At 34.9% G+C, this 18,669-nt stretch carries 19 protein-coding genes and 2 pseudogenes; 9 read left to right on the top strand and 12 right to left on the bottom strand.

Annotation, left to right across the window (positions count from 1 at the left end):
- Positions 1–37: 37 nt before the first annotated feature.
- From OPR60_RS00345 to OPR60_RS00330, 4 genes are all read right to left on the bottom strand, one after another.
- A complete protein-coding gene (locus OPR60_RS00345; RefSeq protein WP_265026661.1) occupies positions 38–412 on the bottom strand; it encodes a hypothetical protein in 375 nt (124 codons plus the stop codon).
- 101 nt (positions 413–513) lie between these two features.
- Positions 514–1,626, bottom strand: coding sequence for a hypothetical protein (locus OPR60_RS00340; protein ID WP_265039658.1), 1,113 nt, complete (start codon positions 1,624–1,626; stop codon positions 514–516).
- 122 nt (positions 1,627–1,748) lie between these two features.
- Complete coding sequence (locus OPR60_RS00335) at positions 1,749–2,777, bottom strand: NAD(P)H-dependent flavin oxidoreductase (RefSeq protein WP_065094761.1); 1,029 nt, start codon at positions 2,775–2,777, stop codon at positions 1,749–1,751.
- Positions 2,778–2,782: 5 nt separating this feature from the next.
- The gene (locus OPR60_RS00330) at positions 2,783–3,304 is read right to left on the bottom strand and encodes a cytochrome b (protein ID WP_265039657.1); all 522 of its coding nucleotides are present in this window, start codon (positions 3,302–3,304) and stop codon (positions 2,783–2,785) included.
- A 993-nt stretch (positions 3,305–4,297) separates the two neighbouring features.
- On the opposite strand from OPR60_RS00330, the gene OPR60_RS00325 reads away from it, so the two are divergent.
- The 3 genes and pseudogenes from OPR60_RS00325 to OPR60_RS06690 all read left to right on the top strand — a co-directional run.
- Complete coding sequence (locus tag OPR60_RS00325; protein ID WP_174525396.1) at positions 4,298–5,485, top strand: phosphoglycerate kinase; 1,188 nt, start codon at positions 4,298–4,300, stop codon at positions 5,483–5,485.
- A gap of 58 nt (positions 5,486–5,543) precedes the next feature.
- Entirely contained in the window at positions 5,544–6,371 is an 828-nt protein-coding gene (locus tag OPR60_RS00320) for an EndoU domain-containing protein (protein ID WP_065095034.1), read from the top strand.
- 97 nt (positions 6,372–6,468) lie between these two features.
- A pseudogene (locus tag OPR60_RS06690) lies at positions 6,469–6,609 on the top strand (diacylglycerol kinase); the annotation flags it as partial.
- A 30-nt stretch (positions 6,610–6,639) separates the two neighbouring features.
- Here OPR60_RS06690 and OPR60_RS00315 read toward each other — a convergent pair.
- The 4 genes and pseudogenes from OPR60_RS00315 to OPR60_RS00305 all read right to left on the bottom strand — a co-directional run bounded on the left by OPR60_RS00315 (position 6,640) and on the right by OPR60_RS00305 (position 9,098).
- Positions 6,640–7,392 carry an IS5 family transposase gene (locus tag OPR60_RS00315; protein ID WP_265039632.1) on the bottom strand — a complete coding sequence of 251 codons (753 nt, stop codon included), beginning with the start codon at positions 7,390–7,392 and terminating at the stop codon, positions 6,640–6,642.
- A 100-nt stretch (positions 7,393–7,492) separates the two neighbouring features.
- Positions 7,493–8,104, bottom strand: a pseudogene (locus tag OPR60_RS00310) (IS5 family transposase); the annotation flags it as partial.
- Between the two features lie 12 nt (positions 8,105–8,116).
- Positions 8,117–8,245 (bottom strand): hypothetical protein, encoded by a 129-nt coding sequence (locus tag OPR60_RS06685; protein WP_265040281.1) that lies wholly within the window; start codon positions 8,243–8,245, stop codon positions 8,117–8,119.
- 100 nt (positions 8,246–8,345) lie between these two features.
- The gene (locus OPR60_RS00305) at positions 8,346–9,098 is read right to left on the bottom strand and encodes an IS5 family transposase (protein ID WP_265039632.1); all 753 of its coding nucleotides are present in this window, start codon (positions 9,096–9,098) and stop codon (positions 8,346–8,348) included.
- A gap of 251 nt (positions 9,099–9,349) precedes the next feature.
- Between OPR60_RS00305 and purN the strand changes: the two genes are divergently transcribed.
- Complete coding sequence (gene purN / locus OPR60_RS00300) at positions 9,350–9,916, top strand: phosphoribosylglycinamide formyltransferase (protein ID WP_265039656.1); 567 nt, start codon at positions 9,350–9,352, stop codon at positions 9,914–9,916.
- Here the strand turns inward: purN and OPR60_RS00295 are convergent.
- Genes OPR60_RS00295 through ribF form a run of 4 tightly spaced genes read right to left on the bottom strand, consistent with a single transcriptional unit; the run spans position 9,910 to position 13,991 of the window.
- Complete coding sequence (locus OPR60_RS00295; protein ID WP_265039655.1) at positions 9,910–11,229, bottom strand: M16 family metallopeptidase; 1,320 nt, start codon at positions 11,227–11,229, stop codon at positions 9,910–9,912. The two genes, purN and OPR60_RS00295, sit on opposite strands and share 7 nt — an antisense overlap.
- The gene (locus tag OPR60_RS00290; protein WP_265039654.1) at positions 11,216–12,556 is read right to left on the bottom strand and encodes a M16 family metallopeptidase; all 1,341 of its coding nucleotides are present in this window, start codon (positions 12,554–12,556) and stop codon (positions 11,216–11,218) included. Before OPR60_RS00290 ends, OPR60_RS00295 begins: the two co-directional genes overlap by 14 nt.
- 29 nt (positions 12,557–12,585) lie before the next feature.
- The gene (gene lspA / locus OPR60_RS00285; protein ID WP_265039653.1) at positions 12,586–13,062 is read right to left on the bottom strand and encodes a signal peptidase II; all 477 of its coding nucleotides are present in this window, start codon (positions 13,060–13,062) and stop codon (positions 12,586–12,588) included.
- Positions 13,059–13,991, bottom strand: a complete 933-nt coding sequence (gene ribF / locus OPR60_RS00280) for a riboflavin biosynthesis protein RibF (protein WP_065094575.1) — start codon at positions 13,989–13,991, stop codon at positions 13,059–13,061. Before ribF ends, lspA begins: the two co-directional genes overlap by 4 nt.
- 68 nt (positions 13,992–14,059) lie before the next feature.
- On the opposite strand from ribF, the gene grxC reads away from it, so the two are divergent.
- From grxC to trxB, 5 genes are all read left to right on the top strand, one after another.
- A complete protein-coding gene (grxC, locus tag OPR60_RS00275) occupies positions 14,060–14,398 on the top strand; it encodes a glutaredoxin 3 (protein ID WP_265039652.1) in 339 nt (112 codons plus the stop codon).
- 115 nt (positions 14,399–14,513) lie between these two features.
- Positions 14,514–15,386: a hypothetical protein gene (locus OPR60_RS00270; RefSeq protein ID WP_265039651.1), complete on the top strand. Its 873-nt coding sequence runs from the start codon at positions 14,514–14,516 to the stop codon at positions 15,384–15,386.
- A gap of 616 nt (positions 15,387–16,002) precedes the next feature.
- The gene (locus tag OPR60_RS00265; protein WP_265039650.1) at positions 16,003–16,755 is read left to right on the top strand and encodes an IS5 family transposase; all 753 of its coding nucleotides are present in this window, start codon (positions 16,003–16,005) and stop codon (positions 16,753–16,755) included.
- A 353-nt stretch (positions 16,756–17,108) separates the two neighbouring features.
- The gene (locus tag OPR60_RS00260) at positions 17,109–17,708 is read left to right on the top strand and encodes a peroxiredoxin (RefSeq protein ID WP_065094578.1); all 600 of its coding nucleotides are present in this window, start codon (positions 17,109–17,111) and stop codon (positions 17,706–17,708) included.
- A complete protein-coding gene (gene trxB, locus OPR60_RS00255) occupies positions 17,695–18,633 on the top strand; it encodes a thioredoxin-disulfide reductase (protein WP_065094579.1) in 939 nt (312 codons plus the stop codon). The genes OPR60_RS00260 and trxB overlap by 14 nt, the downstream gene beginning before the upstream one ends.
- Positions 18,634–18,669: the final 36 nt, after the last annotated feature.

Below are 18,669 nucleotides of genomic sequence, written 5' to 3'. Positions count from 1 at the left end.
TTCAATAAAGATAATTAAAAAAGATAAAAATACTATCTTAATTTTTATCTTTTTTTTCGCTATCGGATTGTAATTTTATATCTTTTGCAAAGTTAAATTTTTCTTTTAAGTAGTCTGTTGCCTTTTCTGTACTACCGAACATCAGGACCAGTACACCAAACATTATCATAAAAAAGATTAGACCTCTGAACACTACTGCAAGTATCACCGCAGCTATACACAACCCTATGATTGTTGAAGGACTCATATTTTCTACAGTATCTTTAATTGAAAATGAAGAAATAAAATTTTTTACCGTTTCTTGTACATCCTTTAACTCATCACTCACCGAACTTGCTTCGCTAGAATATGATGCAAAAATGAAACTTAATAAGGCTATAAAAACCAAAACTTTATTCAATTGAATGCGCATCAACTAAACACCTTTTAAACATTCTTCAAATATAACAACTTTTATATCAATAGGCAAGAACTGAATTCACTTATCCACTACAAGTAACACATATTTAATTTTTACCGCTGTGAACATGCTGTAAGCTCTTTATCATCAACAAGAGGACTCACATTAATGGATGTTAATTTACTTGATAGGAAGTTTGAATGCAATTCAGCTACTGCTGCTATAGCAAACACTGCAGCCATAGCAAGTAGTCCTGCTCCTATCAATCCTGATGTCATTGCTCCTGCAACAATGCACCCTATTGTGGAGAGAGCACAACCTGCTACAAGTGCAACGTGAAGATTTCTGTTATTGGGTTGTTTTTCAAGTGGAGTATCTTCACCCTTTTTCTTATTCAAAGGAAATTTCTGCACGATTGTAATGGCGTTTTTTCTGTCCCTTTTTTCTTCGGGTTGCATTGAATCTTTTGCCTGGCTGCCTGTCATCTGAGTAGTTTGACTATTTGGATCCATACTTTCTTTTTCTCTGGATCTCAGTGTCACGCACTGGGATGACACCTGTGGCTCTTCTTCTGCAGTCTGCTCTAGTTGCTTTTGATTCCCAGTATCTTCTTTTTGTGGATCGTTATTTTCTCCAGCAGAGCTTAATATTGAGCTCATACTGCTCCTTCTACTACTTATTGGTGATTCTAAACTTTCTTCACTCGGTTTGCATGAACTTACTCCACTATCTGAGCTACTAGCACATACTTCTTCTTTAGTTGGACTTTCTACATTATTTTCTGTCATCCCAGTGCTTGACACTGGGATCTCTTTTTTTATGGAATTAATAGGTTGTTCTTCTATTTTTGAATCTTTATTGCTGCTCCTTTTAATAATCCCTGAAATTATTTCTAATATTTTCCCTCTTCTTGTTGGTGATCTTTGTAATTGTTCTCTTTCATTGTTAGATACTGAAAGCTCGACCTCTAATTTCATTACTTCTGTTTCCAACACTGGAAGAAATTTTTTGGTGTAATAATTATAAGATTCTTCTTGCTCTTTCAGTGATTTTTCTAATTCAATTAATACATTAGGATTAGCCTCTTTCTTGAACAACTCTATGCATTTTTTGATAGTTCCATCTCCATTTTTTTTTGGGCTTTCATGATTATGTGTTTTTTTTGTTACCTTTTTGTATATAGTGTCGTGCAATTGTTGGTTAATATCTTTTTTAGAACTTAGCATAGACTCCTCCATACATAACAAAATGTATAGATACCTCTTTAGCGTTAATTTTACATTAAAACTGGGCAATTATGCCATATTATAAATAATTGCGGCAACTTGCTTATTGGAAGGTCGCTTAACTATTTGCTTTCTGGGCTTTCTACTTCTACAGATTTGCGTTCAATATGATTGTTTGCTTGTTGAACTAATATATCTATCACTTCTTTCACAGGCTTTTCCCTATCAACCATGCCAACACTTTGACCGGCCATTAAAGATCCTGTTTCAACATCTCCTTCAATCACTGCCCTTCTTAAAGCTCCAGCCCAGAACTTTTCTATTTCAAGCTGCCCATCTTCTTTTGAGATCTGTCCCTTTTGGTATTCATCAATAACTTCTTTTTGACGCTTCATGAAGTCATCGCTTGCTTTGTTGGCTATAGCTCTTACAGGAATTACAGGAAAATCAGCACTTATCTGTACAGAAGGTATTGCATTACGTGCGGCCGATTTAATAAACACTTCCTTAAAATTTTTGTGGGCAATTGACTCATTAGTGCAGACAAATAATGTACCTATTTGACAGCCACTTGCTCCCATTTCCAGGTAATTAACTATCATTTCACCTCTTCCTATTCCACCTGCAACAAACACTGGTATTTGTTCATTTTTAAAATGAGGCAATATCTCTTGTGCAAGAACAGAAGTGCTAACTGGACCTATATGCCCACCTGCTTCCATTCCTTCTATTATTAATGCATCTACTCCCATTTTTACTAACCTTTTCGCAAGGCTTAATGCTGGTGCAAAGCACATAACTTTAATGCCTGCACCCTTGATTTTTTCTATATTAGGCTTTGTTGGCAGTCCACCGGCAAGCACTATATGGCTCACTTTCGTTTCAATACACACATCTATCAACTCACTCAACTTTGGGTGCATAGTAATTAGGTTTACACCAAATGGCTTGTTAGTTAATTTTTGTGTCTCTATGATTTCTTTTTCCAGTAAGTCTGGGAACATTGCACCACATGCAATCACACCAAAACCACCAGCGTTTGAGATTGCTGAGACCAAGTTTCTCTCTGAAACCCAGCTCATAGCACCACCCATTATAGCAAACTCACTGCCAAGAAAATCTGTTCCTTTTTTCCAGAGGCTACTTAACATATAACCTATATCATACGTTTAAAAATGTTTTGTTTATCTATAAATGTGTGTTTTAAGGCGCCAAGTATATGTAAGATTATAAAGAGTACCATAAAATATGCAAGCATCGAATGTAGCTCGTTAGCCGTGTTAGCTAGATCTTTGTTTTGATTAATCAACAAAGGGATATGAAAAAAATATTTGATCTGTTTGCCAGAAGCAGAAGACATGACATAGCCAGATAGTGGCATTAGCACCATCAAAGAATATAAACCAAAGTGTACTGCTTTACTTATATTGATTACAAACCGAGAAAAATTTGCTGGAAGTGGTGGAACATAAGTCAAGACGCGAAAAAATATGCGTACTATGATTAATCCAAGAATAGTGATACCGCAAGCCTTATGAATAGCGTATATGTTGAACTTAATTTCATTGCTAAGTGGTAAGCTTTTCATATAAAGTCCAGAGCAAAGCATACCGATAATAAAAATAGCCATCAACCAATGGATAACTCTTAAACCTAGGCTATATTTATTGTCTTCCATTTTGATTACCCTAAAGTAGCATTTATATAATAGAAAAACTATTTTTCAATCAAAATTATTAAAGCAATTTAGATTTACTGACAATGTAGCTATACAAATTCGACCCAGCCGGAAGTCAAGGGCACCTAAGCCATAGAAACGGATTAAACGAAAAACTTACTTGACAAACTCCGCCAGCCTCCTTATCATGGCACTGAAGGTATTCAGTTATCTTCATCTGTGCAGATTAAACAGCAAGAAAACAACGTAGTTGGCGTCTTATTTTTAATTTTTTGTACTATGTGCACCTTATGTCTTCACAACATTTCTGGGTTTTTACCTATATAAGCTGAAACGCGCTTATAAGTCGTTTAAGACAGTATAGTACGCCGATTTGCAGGATTAGAGAGTGACAACTAGCTAACACGGGGTTTCTTTTGCCTTTTTTTCTGCTTAGTAAATTTCTTAAACATTTGCAGCATAGGTTAGTTGCAATTAAAAGCAGCTAAATTGCAGCGTTTAAGACTTAAAAAACGCCAATACTGAAAATAGACAATGACTAGGGCTTCTTTTGCCTTTTTTTTCATTTGGTAAATTTCTTAATGTTTATAGCTAAAAGAGCCCAAGAGAGGTGTCATTCCAGTGCCCCTGTGATGTCATTCCAGTGCTTGGCACTGGAATCCAGGAATTTTATTAAGTTGGTGAGCATAAAAATAGCTGTTTTACGTTAAAATACAATGTTTTGATGATTATGGAAAGGCTGGATTCCAGTGCCAAGCACTGGAATGACACCATAGGGGCGCTGGGATGACACCCTGACAATCGTCATCCCGCTGCTTGTTAGCGGGATCTAGAGATACCGCGAATGAATCGTGGTATGACGGTTCGTGGTGGCATGACGATAAGGTTCCAGTGTCAAGTGTTTGGCATGCAAATTTCCTTAAACGTTCGTAAGCTTAAAACTTTACTTTAGATCAAACTGCTGTATAGTGACTTTATAGCTTCAATTTTATAATGAATATACCTAGTATAGAAAATTGCGATCTTCACAATAAAGCCGTCTTACTCAGAGTTGACTTCAATGTTCCTATAAAAGATGGAGAAATTCGTGACGTCACTCGTATTTTGAGAGTATTGCCTACTATTCAGTATTTAGTGAATGCAAGTGCAAAGATTATTATTATATCGCATTTCGGACGCCCAAAGGCTAGAGACGATAATCTGTCGCTAAAAAATATAATTGACACTTTATCACAGTTACTAAATAAAAAAGTGAAATTCATTGATGATTGCGTTGGTGAAAAAGTGCAAAAAGCAGTGAGTGCTATGGATGCAGGAGATATAATATTACTGGAGAATCTAAGATTTTATGAAGGGGAAAAGGAGAATGATGCAAACTTTGCCAGACAATTAGCATCTCTAGCGGATATATATGTAAATGATGCATTTTCTTGCTCTCACAGAGCTCACGCTTCTATTTCACGCATTACAGAATTTTTACCTTCTTACGCGGGATTTTGCTTGCAAGATGAGCTAAAGTATCTTGAAAAAGCTGTATCATTTAAAGCTAAACCTATTACTGCGATAGTTGGGGGAGCTAAAATATCAACTAAAATAAAAGTGCTTATGAAGCTAACAGAAAAGGTTGATTACCTAGTTCTAGGTGGTGCAATAGCCAATAATTTTTTGTCATTTAGCAAAGTAAATATAGGGAAATCTTTCTTTCAAAATGGTGTTGACGACCTTCTACATAATATTGTTGAAACAGCAAATAAAAACAATTGCAAAATAGTTGTGCCAGAAGACGTTCTGGTTGCAGTAAACTCTGATTACAGCACTAGTATTTCAAGAAGAACTGAGTCCATTTTGGACGGTGATATAATTTTGGATATCGGACCACAAACTTTGAGTACAATAAGCAGTATAATAGCAAGCAGTAAGACTCTGCTGTGGAATGGACCTATTGGTGTTTTTGAACATTCAGCTTTTGCAAGTGGTACAATAGGGGTAATGAAAATCGTAAGTGACTTAACGCACAAAGGAAAGTTAACCAGCATAATAGGGGGAGGCGATAGTCTATCTGCAATAAGCGCTGCAGGCTTTACCGATAAGGATTTTACATATGCTTCCACTGGTGGAGGAGCGTTTTTAAGTTGGCTGGGTGGTGACGAAATGCCAGGAGTTGCTGCTCTGCAAAAATGATTAGATTAAAACTTTTTTAAATTGTTTCTTGTAAGTTAGCTTTTTTGTGAACGTGATTATGTCGAAGACAGTTAAACTAATTTTGTGTTTAATAATACCAATAATAGGATTTATTTTTTATATTAAGGGTCATTATTTTCACACCAGCTATGTAGAAGAAAATGTTGAGGTCAATTTTGAACCATTTTTCAGTTCACAACCAGGTTATATGCCACCGTTTCCAGAATTAACTGACTTCGATAGAGGAGCGTTGAAAGTTTGTGGAGATTGGGGAGCACATCCAGAGAAAGAAGATTTCAAAATTTTACTTAGTTGTCCGCAACATCAAGAAGTAGTGAAAGGAATATATGATAAGCTTAATCATCAAGTGATTACGCCAGATGCGGATTTGGAGTTATTTAAAGATGAACTGGCTAACATTTGGTTTACAAATAGTGGAAGTGAAAAAGAAACTATAGGGTTTGGACATATTTTTTGTGGTGAGCCAAATGATAAATTAGGTGGTATGCATTTTGTAGGTAGATATGTTGAAGCTCAAGAAGATAAATGGGCAGGTGCGATTTGGAATGATGAATCCCTGTGCAATAAATCAGATATTAAGCCGCCAATTTATACATTTGGAATGAAATATTTGGGCAAGGATGGAAAAGTAAAAGTTAAGTGTCCAAATGGATATGCATATAACCTTCATGCTGATGATATTTTAATTTTTGCAACTAAGGCGTTTAAGGAATTAGGAAAAGATGGAATGTGCCTATATAAAATGGAAGATGACAATTATCAATCAGTGTTTGTAAGAAAGAATGATGCCATACTCACGTTCTATCCCGACTTAACACCAAAATGTGATGATAAGAGTACTTATTGTAGTTGCAGTAAATCTTAATTTCAAAACCAATAGGGTGAACAAATGATAAAAATGCTATAGGGTATAGCAAATCCAAATGAGTTAAAATTTTGATTAAAGGGTTTTGTGAATAATAATGAAGAAGGGCATTATTCGTCTAATAAAAGCAATTCAATACTCTTGTGAAGGAATAAAATCAGCTTTTATATCAGAAATTGCGTTCAGACAGGAGTTACTACTTTTTATAGTATGTGTTTCAACTTTGTTTGTTTTGGATGTAAGTAATCTAGGCTCTGTGGACAAAATTTTAGAGAAGCCATACAAGAGCTCCAACAAAATTGAGAAAACCAATAAAAACCTCAGCAGTTTTATCAAATCTGGAAAAAATGCGCCTAAAATTTTTAATTTTACCAAAAAAACACTCAATCAAATGACGTTCTTTGTAGATATGCTCATCGTAATACCTTTGCACTTTTCGATTCCGTTTTGGCGGAATAACTACTGTACATCCCTTGTCTTCAAGACTTGTAACAAAGGCATTGCTATCGTAGCCCTTGTCAGCTACTACAGTAGAGTTATAGATACTTTCGGTCAACACTTGTGCCTGCGTAATTTCATTTCTTTGACCAGGAGTCAGAGTAAATTTAAGTGGATTTCCAAGTGCATCGACAAGCGCATGTATTTTAGTTGTAAAGCCACCTTTGCTCCTCCCTAAAGCTTCTTGATCCTTGGAGTTTTTTGTATATCCAGATGAACATGGATGGGCTCGGATGATCGTACCGTCGATTATAGCAACTTCTAAATCAGGCTCTTGTTTAGTATATTCAAGCAATTTTTTCCAGACATCTCTTTCACACCATCTTTTAAATCGCTTATGTATACTCCTGTAATTACCATAAGTTTTTGGTAAAAGTCTCCATTGGCAACCACTTCGCACTATGTACCACACTGCCTCTATGAATATTCTTAAACGTTTTTCATCTTTGCTGTGCATTCCTTTTACGCTTTTTATGAACTCTAAAATTTGTTTCCAATTTTCCTCTTTGATGTAATATTGCATATGGTAGTTTCTCCATTTTTTACCTATTAGGCTAAACTACCATCTTTTTCTCTCTTTTCATATTTTTTGTCCACAGAGCCTAGGCTCTGTGGACAAAATTTTAGAGAAGCCATACAAGAGCTCCAACAAAATTGAGAAAACCAATAAAAACCTCAGCAGTTTTATCAAATCTGGAAAAAATGCGCCTAAAATTTTTAATTTTACCAAAAAAACACTCAATCAAATGACGTTCTTTGTAGATATGCTCATCGTAATACCTTTGCACTTTTCGATTCCGTTTTGGCGGAATAACTACTGTACATCCCTTGTCTTCAAGACTTGTAACAAAGGCATTGCTATCGTAGCCCTTGTCAGCTACTACAGTAGAGTTATAGATACTTTCGGTCAACACTTGTGCCTGCGTAATTTCATTTCTTTGACCAGGAGTCAGAGTAAATTTAAGTGGATTTCCAAGTGCATCGACAAGCGCATGTATTTTAGTTGTAAAGCCACCTTTGCTCCTCCCTAAAGCTTCTTGATCCTTGGAGTTTTTTGTATATCCAGATGAACATGGATGGGCTCGGATGATCGTACCGTCGATTATAGCAACTTCTAAATCAGGCTCTTGTTTAGTATATTCAAGCAATTTTTTCCAGACATCTCTTTCACACCATCTTTTAAATCGCTTATGTATACTCCTGTAATTACCATAAGTTTTTGGTAAAAGTCTCCATTGGCAACCACTTCACACTATGTACCACACTGCCTCTATGAATATTCTTAAACGTTTTTCATCTTTGCTGTGCATTCCTTTTACGCTTTTTATGAACTCTAAAATTTGTTTCCAATTTTCATCTTTGATGTAATATTGCATATGGTAGTTTCTCCATTTTTTACCTATTAGGCTAAACTACCATCTTTTTCTCTCTTTTCATATTTTTTGTCCACAGAGCCTAGGCTCTGTGGACAAAATTTTAGAGAAGCCATACAAGAGCTCCAACAAAGTTGAGAAAACCAATAAAAACCTCAGCAGTTTTATCAAATCTGGAAAAAATGCGCCTAAAATTTTTAATTTTACCAAAAAAACACTCAATCAAATGACGTTCTTTGTAGATATGCTCATCGTAATACCTTTGCACTTTTCGATTCCGTTTTGGCGGAATAACTACTGTACATCCCTTGTCTTCAAGACTTGTAACAAAGGCATTGCTATCATAGCCCTTGTCAGCTACTACAGTAGAGTTATAGATACTTTCGGTCAACACTTGTGCCTGCGTAATTTCATTTCTTTGACCAGGAGTCAGAGTAAATTTAAGTGGATTTCCAAGTGCATCGACAAGCGCATGTATTTTAGTTGTAAAGCCACCTTTGCTCCTCCCTAAAGCTTCTTGATCCTTGGAGTTTTTTGTATATCCAGATGAACATGGATGGGCTCGGATGATCGTACCGTCGATTATAGCAACTTCTAAATCAGGCTCTTGTTTAGTATATTCAAGCAATTTTTTCCAGACATCTCTTTCACACCATCTTTTAAATCGCTTATGTATACTCCTGTAATTACCATAAGTTTTTGGTAAAAGTCTCCATTGGCAACCACTTCGCACTATGTACCACACTGCCTCTATGAATATTCTTAAACGTTTTTCATCTTTGCTGTGCATTCCTTTTACGCTTTTTATGAACTCTAAAATTTGTTTCCAATTTTCCTCTTTGATGTAATATTGCATATGGTAGTTTCTCCATTTTTTACCTATTAGGCTAAACTACCATCTTTTTCTCTCTTTTCATATTTTTTGTCCACAGAGCCTAGTTTAAGCTGGGTACATGGGGCTATTCGTTATTTTTGTGTTGTCCAATGAGGTCCAAAATTAGAGGTCCACTGATAAAAGAGTTTAGTTTACCTTCTTTGCTATAAAATAAGTTTTCCTTTTGAGCTGTTTTGTTAGTATTAACTAAATCCTAAACTAACTGTGCTATAATGAAAAAGATAAAACTCGGAATACTAATTTCAGGTAGGGGGTCAAATATGCAGGCCTTGATAGAAGCATGTCAAGATCAGAATTTTCCCGCAGAAGTTGCATGTGTTATCACAAATAATAGTGAAGCTACTGGTCTGAAAGCAGCAGGGCAAGCAGGAATCCCAGCGTTTGTTGTTAAAGATAAACCACTTGATGCTGATAAAATTCACAAAATACTTGTTCAACATAAGGTTGATTTAATTTGCCTTGCAGGGTTTATGAGAATTCTCAAAGCTGATTTTCTGAGTAAATGGCATAACAAGGTGATAAATATTCATCCTTCTTTACTTCCGTCTTTTAAAGGCCTAAACGCTCAAGAGCAAGCTCTAAAAGCAGGTGTAAAAATTACAGGTTGTACTGTACATTATGTCACTCCTGAGGTTGATGCTGGAGCCATGATTGCTCAAGTTGCTGTGCCAGTGCTACCGAATGATGATGTTCAAAGCCTCTCAGAACGCATTCTAGCTGAGGAGCATAAGTGTTATGTAGAAGCAGTAAGATCAATAGCAGAAAGTATTAATTATTGATCATAAGTGTTTCTTCCAACTTCAACAAAAAATAAATTTTCAGGTTCCAGTAAAGAACTTGCCAGTTCGTTTACTTCCTCTAATTTAACATCATTAATGACATTCGCATAATTATTTATACGGTTAACATCACGATCATTTATCTGCATATCATCGAGCAGCATTGCTGTATTTGTGTTATTGGACAGGCGAAGGACAAGATTATTTACCAAGCCAATTTTTACATCCTTGAACAATTGTTCGTCAATTCCTTCCTTTTTTATTCTGCTCAATGTATCTTTTACCGCTGATATAGCTTTGCCAGCAGTAGAACTATCAGTATTCATAAATCCAAATATAATATTTCCATGTTTATTGGGAATAATACTTGCATAAACACCATAAGTAATACCCAAGTTTTGCCTCAGTTCTGTCATTAATATTGAATTCAGCCTCATGCCACCAAGTGCATCAATTAAGACACCAGCGTTATAATAATTAGGATCTTCATAAGTTATACCTTTTTGAGCAAAAAGTATCACACTCTGTGGTATATCCATAAAAATATTCTTACTTTCTGCAGGACCAAAATCATTTTTCACAGGTATTTTTCTAACTTTCGATCTTTTTGATGGCAATTTAGATAAATATTTATCTAATAGCGTAATAATTTCTTCTTTCTTTACACAACCAACAACACTGATAACGATGTTATCTTTAGCAAAATTACGCTTTATGTATGTTAAAACATCGTCTCTAGTAATGGTCATTACAGTGTCAAGAGTTCCATATTCACTTTTTGAGTAAGGATGCTTTTTAAATAGCAACGTTTCCAATTCCCTTTTGGCAACAAAGCCAGGATCTTTTTCAAGATGATTAAAATTCACTTTAGCAACCTCTAATACCCTATGCAACCCTTCAGGGTCAACCTTAGGACGCATTATAGTATCGCTCAGTAACGAAATTGCATCCTCTAGATTGTCAGACAAAGTATTTAATGAAACCCTAAATGCTTCTAAATCAGCAATAAAATTTAAACTAATCCCTTTATCTTCAAGCTTTTTCGCAAAATCTTTGGCATCATTTTTTCCTGCCCCTTCTTGAATTATAAGAGAAGTAAACCAGGTAAGTCCCTGTTTTTCTGCATTCTCATACACGTAACCTGCATCTTTGAACGATATATTGAGTGAAACTTTTGGCAAATCATGATTTTCTACAAATAAAAACTTAAATCCTTTACGGGTGGTGACCTCCTCTATATTTAGGTTACCACTTGCTTGTAAATTAAAGCCTAGACAGAAAAAAAATAGAAATATAATTTTACTTATTCTCATTATTATCTCCTTTTGGTAATAAACGACCAATTAACTTATTAGCAGAAAAAATAGCACGGATTTTATTATTTACATCCTCTAGATTGACATCATTAATCTTGCTATATGAAATATCTATTTCATCAAGTGGAATGCCAAGTGCTAGGTGCGGCACATAAAACATTGCTATATGAGTTAAGTCAGATAGATTATCAAACTGTGCTGCTTTGTATCTATATTTTGAGCTTTGTAATTCCTCGCTCGTCACCCCTTTAGATACGAAGCCATTAATAGTATTATCTAACTCTCTTTCAACAATATCTAAATTAGCGCCACTTTTTGGAATTATCATAATATCAATGTAGCCATCACTAAAAGCTAGGCTATTATAATAAGCAAACACTGATACTGCCACATCTTTATCTAAAACCAAATCTTTATACAGTTTGCTGGATTTGCCGCCACCTAAAATGTCAACCGCTAAATGAGCAGCGGAAGCTTTGTTTATATGCTCAAATAAGGGTACACGATAACGAAAATATAAAACTGGTTCTTTTACTTCAGTGCTTTCTAAGGTCACCGATAGACCTGCGTTATGTACTGGGTCCTGATTAGGGTAATGCCTAATTATAGGCTTAGCTTTAATTTCGCCATACTTTTCTTCTGCTAATTTCACTACTTCATCAAGTTCCACATCACCCACAATCAGTAATATTGCATTGCCGGGGTGATAATAGTTATCATGAAACCTCGTTATGTCATCCTGATTGTAAGTTTTGATATCGCTCTCCCAGCCAATAACAGATCTACCATAGCCAGTACGATAAAATGCACTATCCATTTCTTCCCACAACAAGTTATGAGGTTGGTTATCAAATCTCATTTTTCTTTCTTCCAGTACAATGTTTTTTTCTCTATCTATTTTGTCTTGAGTAACATTAAAGTTTCCCATTCTATCTGCTTCAACTTCCATTGCCAGTGGTAAATCTTTTTTGGGGACCAACTCATAATAACAGGTATATTCTTTAGTGGTAAGCGCGTTAAATTTAGCCCCAATGCTACTCATAGTGGCTTCTATGTCTTTAAACTTTCCTGTAGTTTTAAACATTAAGTGTTCAAAGTAGTGAGCCAATCCTGCTTTGCCGATTGGATCATCCATTCCCCCAACTTTATATATTACTGCATGTAAAACAGATGGAATCCGATGATTAGGAACAACATAGACATCTAGTCCGTTACTGAGTTTAGCATATTTTATGTTGTGCTCTATGCTCAAAGCCTTCAAAGAAATTGGGTAAGTAAAAAAAAGTGCAGGTAGTATAAGAAAACTAAAAAGCTTATGAAGCATTATCCTAACCTAATATAAACATAATTACTTTATTCCCCATTTTGTTTAGAAATAAGCATATCGTATATATACCACTTATATAACAATGTAAACATTCCACAAACTATAGATAAATCCGCTAAATTAAAAGCTGGCCAATACCAATCATCAATATGAAAATATATGAAATCATATACAGCTCCCCAATAAATCCTATCAACTACGTTTCCGATTGCTCCACCAATCATCAGAGAAAACCCAAGGTAAGTTGACTGATCATCAGACTTGTATATCAAGTATGCAAGTATACCAATTATTAGTATTGAAAATGCTGAAAAAAAGAAACCGCCATGCGGTAAAGCGCTACACATTCCAAAACTAATGCCTGAATTCCAAACTTCAACTAGCTTTATAAAGCTAGCGATCTCAATTGATTCTCCCTCATCAATCAATGAGTTTATGTACAATTTGCTCGTTTGGTCAATCAATACTATAATTAATATAACAATTAAGCATAACTTTTTCATAAATTTGCCTTTAACCTATAAATTTTAAGTATATCATAATTTATCTGTTTTGTTAACTCCTCAATACTATGGAATTTTTTTTCTGACCTTATGAATTTTAAAAGTTGTATATTAACTTTATGATTATATACGTCTTCATCAAAATCGAATATGTGCATTTCTATTATGGGCTTTTTCAGATCCTTAAATGTAGGTCTCATACCAATATTGACTACTCCATATAACCAATTTGGGTTATTATAAGAAAACATCACTTTAGCGTAATATGTACCAAATTTTGGTTTTATCATGTAATCTTCTATAGGAATATTTATGGTTGGAAATCCCATTTCTCTACCTCTACATGCACCTTTTGTCACAACACCAGAAACTTGATAAGGTCTGCCGAGCAATTTATTAGCAATTTCTATTTCGCCCCTTTGTACATACTCCCTTATTGAAGAAGAAGAGCAAATTTTGCCGTCAATTATTAATGGCTCTAATTTAGTCAAAGAGTATCCATATGTTTCAGAATATTTCTCTAGAGTTAATATATTACCCAATCGTTTATGACCAAAAGTGCAATTTTCTCCGACAATTATGTGTTTAGCGCCATATTTATCTATTAAAATCTTACTGATAAAGTCATCGCAGCCAACCTCAGAAAAACCTCTATTAAAATTAATAATATACAAGTAATCTATACCATAGCTGCTGATCAGTTCCTTTTTTTGTTCTTGGTCTATTAACCTAAAATTGTTTCTACCAAATAAAACAGTTGATGGGTGAGGCTCAAAAGTTAAAACTGCAGAGGGTAATCCTCTTTCTTGTGCTACCTTCTTTAGAGTAGAAATTGCAAACTCGTGTCCTAAATGAATGCCATCGAAATTTCCGAAGGTTAGTGCTATATTATTTTCTATCCCTTGCTCACAATTATAAATAATTTTCATACAATTTGATGTTTTTACATGTTTCTTATATATAATAACTATATTTTAGCAAGCTACGGAGATAAATTGTGAAAAATGTTGTGATATATGTAAAGAAGGGCTGTCCATACTGCATAAGGGCAAAGGATTTACTAGATAAAAAAGGTGTGAAGTATGAAGAAATTGATGTGCTCAAAAACTCAGATCTATTTAACGACATAAAATCAAAGTATAACGTTAGAACAGTTCCACAGATTTTTATCAACAATAAGCACATTGGGGGGTGTGACAAATTGATGGATCTTGAAAAAGAAGGAAAGTTGGATGATATGCTAAATAATAATGACAATCACACTGATGTCACAACCTACACAAACAGCAATGATGAATGTGGAGAGTGTGTTATACCACATGATGATTTTATGTAACTTTTTATCTTGTTTTGTCGTGTAATACGTAAATGAAAACTAGTATGCTCACTTTAAACAATTCTTAATGAATTAAAAATACAATTCATTCAGTGAGTTTTTTTAGTGGGAAAAAATGACAAAAAATATTTCAATTATTAGCAGAAACTTAATTAGTATCGAATTAGTTAACAAACAAGATTTAGAGAATTTCATCAAGATTTTCACAGTGCTTGATAAACATATAGCAGCTAAAACACTTTTTACAGAAGAAGTGAGAATAGAGTATAAACAGCACAACAATATAGAAGTTGTTGAATTGCTAAAAGATACAGACTTTACATATCATGAGGTTGAAAATGTATTGAACCACCTGAGTAAACATGGAATGAAGGTGCCCAGCAGTGTTATAGCACACACCCTTTTTGCTGCATACAATCACGCACTTGAATTTAAGGATGTAGCATTTTCCTTTTCTGAAGGCTTTCCACAATTTAACATCAGAGTGAGTAAGAACACCTTCATAATAACTCCTATGAGTGAGGAGAATTTGGAATTGAATTCACAAAGTAGCAAGAAATTAATAGAGTCGTTACAGAGCGAAAAAAATATTTATGATTGTATAGTAGAAGAAAATACCATTAAAGTTATAGTGCATTCTGAAATACATCAAGCTATAAATTTGATTATAAAATCACTGATAAAGTCTCGCCTTTTAGCAAAAGAGGAAGAAGGAAAATTCAAAGAGAAATTGAGACAACTTGCTTTTAAGGATCAAGCTTTTGTTGAGTATTCCAGTATCAAAACCATCAGTAGGTATCCACATAATCATCCTCTGAGGAAGCATGAAAGTGTTACTAAGGATATAGAAAATATTTTATGTGATTTCATAACAAATGAGAACAGCGAGTTTGCTATAGAGCGACTAAATAGGCTGAGCTCAGCAGTTTCTCCGGATACTCCAAGAATCATCACTAAAACTATAGATAAACTTGTTAAGTTTCACTAAGGTATACGAGAGCCAATAGATTTCTTGTATTACCTTTTGTCATCCAAGTAGCCAGGCCTACTTGGTTCTTTTTTTGGGTTTCAGCGCTATGTACATAGCTGTACAAACATTGTAGCCGTTATTTAAGTAGTCCACAGAAACGAAAAACTTACTTGACAAACTCCGCCAGCCCCCTTATCATGAAACTGAAGCTATTTCATTTAACTTCGCAATCTGTGCAGATTAAAACGACAAGAAAACTTGTATTTGGCGTCTTATTTTTAATTTTTTGCACTATGTGCACCTTATGTCTTCACAACATTTCTGGGTTTTTACCTATATAAGCTGAAACGCGCTTATAAGTCGTTTAAGACAGTATAGTACGCCGATTTGCAGGATTAGAGAGTGACAACTAGCTAACACGGGGTTTCTTTTGCCTTTTTTTCTGCTTAGTAAATTTCTTAAACATTTAAACTAAGGTGAGTTGCATTTAAAAGCAGCTAAATTGCAGCGTTTAAGACTTAAAAAACGCCAATACTGAAAATAGACAATGACTAGGCTCTGTGGACAAAAAATATGAAAAGAGAGAAAAAGATGGTAGTTTAGCCTAATAGGTAAAAAATGGAGAAACTACCATATGCAATATTACATCAAAGAGGAAAATTGGAAACAAATTTTAGAGTTCATAAAAAGCGTAAAAGGAATGCACAGCAAAGATGAAAAACGTTTAAGAATATTCATAGAGGCAGTGTGGTACATAGTGCGAAGTGGTTGCCAATGGAGACTTTTATCAAAAACTTATGGTAATTACAGGAGTATACATAAGCGATTTAAAAGATGGTGTGAAAGAGATGTCTGGAAAAAATTGCTTGAATATACTAAACAAGAGCCTGATTTAGAAGTTGCTATAATCGACGGTACGATCATCCGAGCCCATCCATGTTCATCTGGATATACAAAAAACTCCAAGGATCAAGAAGCTTTAGGGAGGAGCAAAGGTGGCTTTACAACTAAAATACATGCGCTTGTCGATGCACTTGGAAATCCACTTAAATTTACTCTGACTCCTGGTCAAAGAAATGAAATTACGCAGGCACAAGTGTTGACCGAAAGTATCTATAACTCTACTGTAGTAGCTGACAAGGGCTACGATAGCAATGCCTTTGTTACAAGTCTTGAAGACAAGGGATGTACAGTAGTTATTCCGCCAAAACGGAATCGAAAAGTGCAAAGGTATTACGATGAGCATATCTACAAAGAACGTCATTTGATTGAGTGTTTTTTTGGTAAAATTAAAAATTTTAGGCGCATTTTTTCCAGATTTGATAAAACTGCTGAGGTTTTTATTGGTTTTCTCAATTTTGTTGGAGCTCTTGTATGGCTTCTCTAAAATTTTGTCCACAGAGCCTAGGGCTTCTTTTGCCTTTTTTTTGTTTGGTAAATTTTTTAATATTTATATGGAAGGTGTCATTCCAGCGCGTGACGCTGGAATCCAGGAATTTTATCAAGTATAAAAGTTATATTAAAATGCACCATTTATGGAAAACTGGATCCCAGTGTCAAGCACTGGGATGACATCATAGGGGCTACTTTCATGACACCATTCTTTTTCCTGGATTGTATCTTATCAGTAAAAAAGAAGAGCTATTTTAGGAAGTTTTTATAGGACTAAAACCAAAGAAAACTTGCATATAAGTTTATCAAGATGTAAAATTGAAGTTATTTTAAAAGAATAGGTTAATTATGAATCTTGTAACAAAATCTGCTATCGATTTTACTGCTTCATCTGTTCTCTCTGACGGAGAAATTGTTGATGATTTCTGTCTGAGTAAGCACATAAAAAATAAGTATGCTGTCCTTTTTTTCTATCCACTTGATTTTACTTTTGTTTGCCCAACTGAATTGATATCGCTCAATAATAGAATAAATGAGTTTGCAAAGCGTGGTGTTGAAGTGATAGGAATAAGTGTAGATTCAAAATTTTCACATTATAAATGGCGAAACACTCCAGTTAATGATGGTGGTATTGGAGAGATTAGCTACACTTTAGTGTCTGATATCAAAAAGTCTATATCAAGAGACTATGGGGTCTTATATGATGACTCAATTGCGCTGAGAGCAACTTTCGTTATTGATGATAAATTTATTGTACGTCATCAATCGATAAATGATTTGCCTTTAGGGCGTAATATCGATGAATTCGTTAGAATCGTTGATGCAATTAAACATAATGAGGAGCATGGTGAAGTATGTCCAGCAGGGTGGAAGAAAGGTAAGCCAGCAATGCAGGCAAGCGATGAAGGAGTAGCTGATTATCTAAACTCATACAGTGAAGAATTATAAATTTAGTACAAAAGTTCTTATTATTGGATCTGGGGCAGCGGGTTATGCTGCCGCTATATATGCAGCACGTGCAAACTTAGAGCCGATTGTAATAACGGGAATGCAGCCTGGTGGTCAGCTTACAATTACTACAGATGTTGAAAACTATCCTGGTTTTGTTTCAATACAGGGTCCAGAACTAATGGAGCAAATGAGGTTGCATGCAGAAAAGGTTGGAGCAAAAATAATAGATGATGAGATAAAAAGCGTTGAACAACTTGAGGATTTTAATGAGTATAGATTTAGATCTTCTGGTAATACTAATGACTACTATTCAGATGCAATTATAATTGCATCCGGTGCGCAAGCAAAATGGCTTGGTTTGGAGAGTGAAAAGGAATTTCAAGGTTACGGAGTTTCAGCTTGTGCAACTTGTGATGGTGCATTTTTTAGGAATAAAGTTGTAGCTGTGGTTGGTGGTGGAAACACTGCTGTTGAAGAGGCGATATTTTTAACTCGATTTGCCAAAGAAGTGATATTAATACACAGGCGTGATAAATTGAGAGCGGAAAAAGTAATGCAAGATAGGCTCTTTAAAAATGATAAAATAAAAGTAATGTGGAACCATACCGTAGAGCAGATTCTTGGAGAAGAAAATCCGAAAAAGGTTACTGGTATTATAGTTAAATCAACGGAAGCTCAAGAATTAAAAGTGGATGGAGTGTTTATTGCAATCGGACACGCACCAAATACGGGTATTTTTAAAGGCTTTGTTGAAATGGATGAACAGGGTTACATCATTACAAAACCTGGAACAACTTTAACTAGTAAAGCAGGAGTATTTGCTGCAGGTGATGTTCAAGATAAGGTATATCGTCAGGCAGTAGTTGCAGCAGGAACAGGATGCATGGCTGCGCTTGATGCAGAAAAGTTTTTGGAGTCGTAGTTAATTCTAGGATTTTAGATAAATTGCTTGCAATTT

Origin of the sequence: Wolbachia endosymbiont (group A) of Trypoxylon clavicerum (assembly GCF_947251665.1) — a bacterium.
GTDB lineage: Bacteria > Pseudomonadota > Alphaproteobacteria > Rickettsiales > Anaplasmataceae > Wolbachia > Wolbachia pipientis.
This window is presented reverse-complemented; position numbering and strand designations above follow the sequence as displayed.

Coding starts and splice junctions, on each gene's coding strand:
- OPR60_RS00305 (WP_265039632.1), bottom strand. CDS start 9,098: ATGCAATATTACATCAAAGAGGAAAATTGGAAACAAATTTTAGAGTTC.
- OPR60_RS00330 (WP_265039657.1), bottom strand. CDS start 3,304: ATGGAAGACAATAAATATAGCCTAGGTTTAAGAGTTATCCATTGGTTG.
- OPR60_RS00345 (WP_265026661.1), bottom strand. CDS start 412: ATGCGCATTCAATTGAATAAAGTTTTGGTTTTTATAGCCTTATTAAGT.
- ribF (WP_065094575.1), bottom strand. CDS start 13,991: ATGAAAATTATTTATAATTGTGAGCAAGGGATAGAAAATAATATAGCA.
- lspA (WP_265039653.1), bottom strand. CDS start 13,062: ATGAAAAAGTTATGCTTAATTGTTATATTAATTATAGTATTGATTGAC.
- OPR60_RS00290 (WP_265039654.1), bottom strand. CDS start 12,556: ATGCTTCATAAGCTTTTTAGTTTTCTTATACTACCTGCACTTTTTTTT.
- OPR60_RS00265 (WP_265039650.1), top strand. CDS start 16,003: ATGCAATATTACATCAAAGAGGAAAATTGGAAACAAATTTTAGAGTTC.
- OPR60_RS00260 (WP_065094578.1), top strand. CDS start 17,109: ATGAATCTTGTAACAAAATCTGCTATCGATTTTACTGCTTCATCTGTT.
- OPR60_RS00295 (WP_265039655.1), bottom strand. CDS start 11,229: ATGAGAATAAGTAAAATTATATTTCTATTTTTTTTCTGTCTAGGCTTT.
- OPR60_RS00315 (WP_265039632.1), bottom strand. CDS start 7,392: ATGCAATATTACATCAAAGAGGAAAATTGGAAACAAATTTTAGAGTTC.
- OPR60_RS00340 (WP_265039658.1), bottom strand. CDS start 1,626: ATGCTAAGTTCTAAAAAAGATATTAACCAACAATTGCACGACACTATA.
- OPR60_RS00325 (WP_174525396.1), top strand. CDS start 4,298: ATGAATATACCTAGTATAGAAAATTGCGATCTTCACAATAAAGCCGTC.
- purN (WP_265039656.1), top strand. CDS start 9,350: ATGAAAAAGATAAAACTCGGAATACTAATTTCAGGTAGGGGGTCAAAT.
- OPR60_RS00320 (WP_065095034.1), top strand. CDS start 5,544: ATGTCGAAGACAGTTAAACTAATTTTGTGTTTAATAATACCAATAATA.
- OPR60_RS06685 (WP_265040281.1), bottom strand. CDS start 8,245: ATGCAATATTACATCAAAGATGAAAATTGGAAACAAATTTTAGAGTTC.
- OPR60_RS00335 (WP_065094761.1), bottom strand. CDS start 2,777: ATGTTAAGTAGCCTCTGGAAAAAAGGAACAGATTTTCTTGGCAGTGAG.
- OPR60_RS00270 (WP_265039651.1), top strand. CDS start 14,514: ATGACAAAAAATATTTCAATTATTAGCAGAAACTTAATTAGTATCGAA.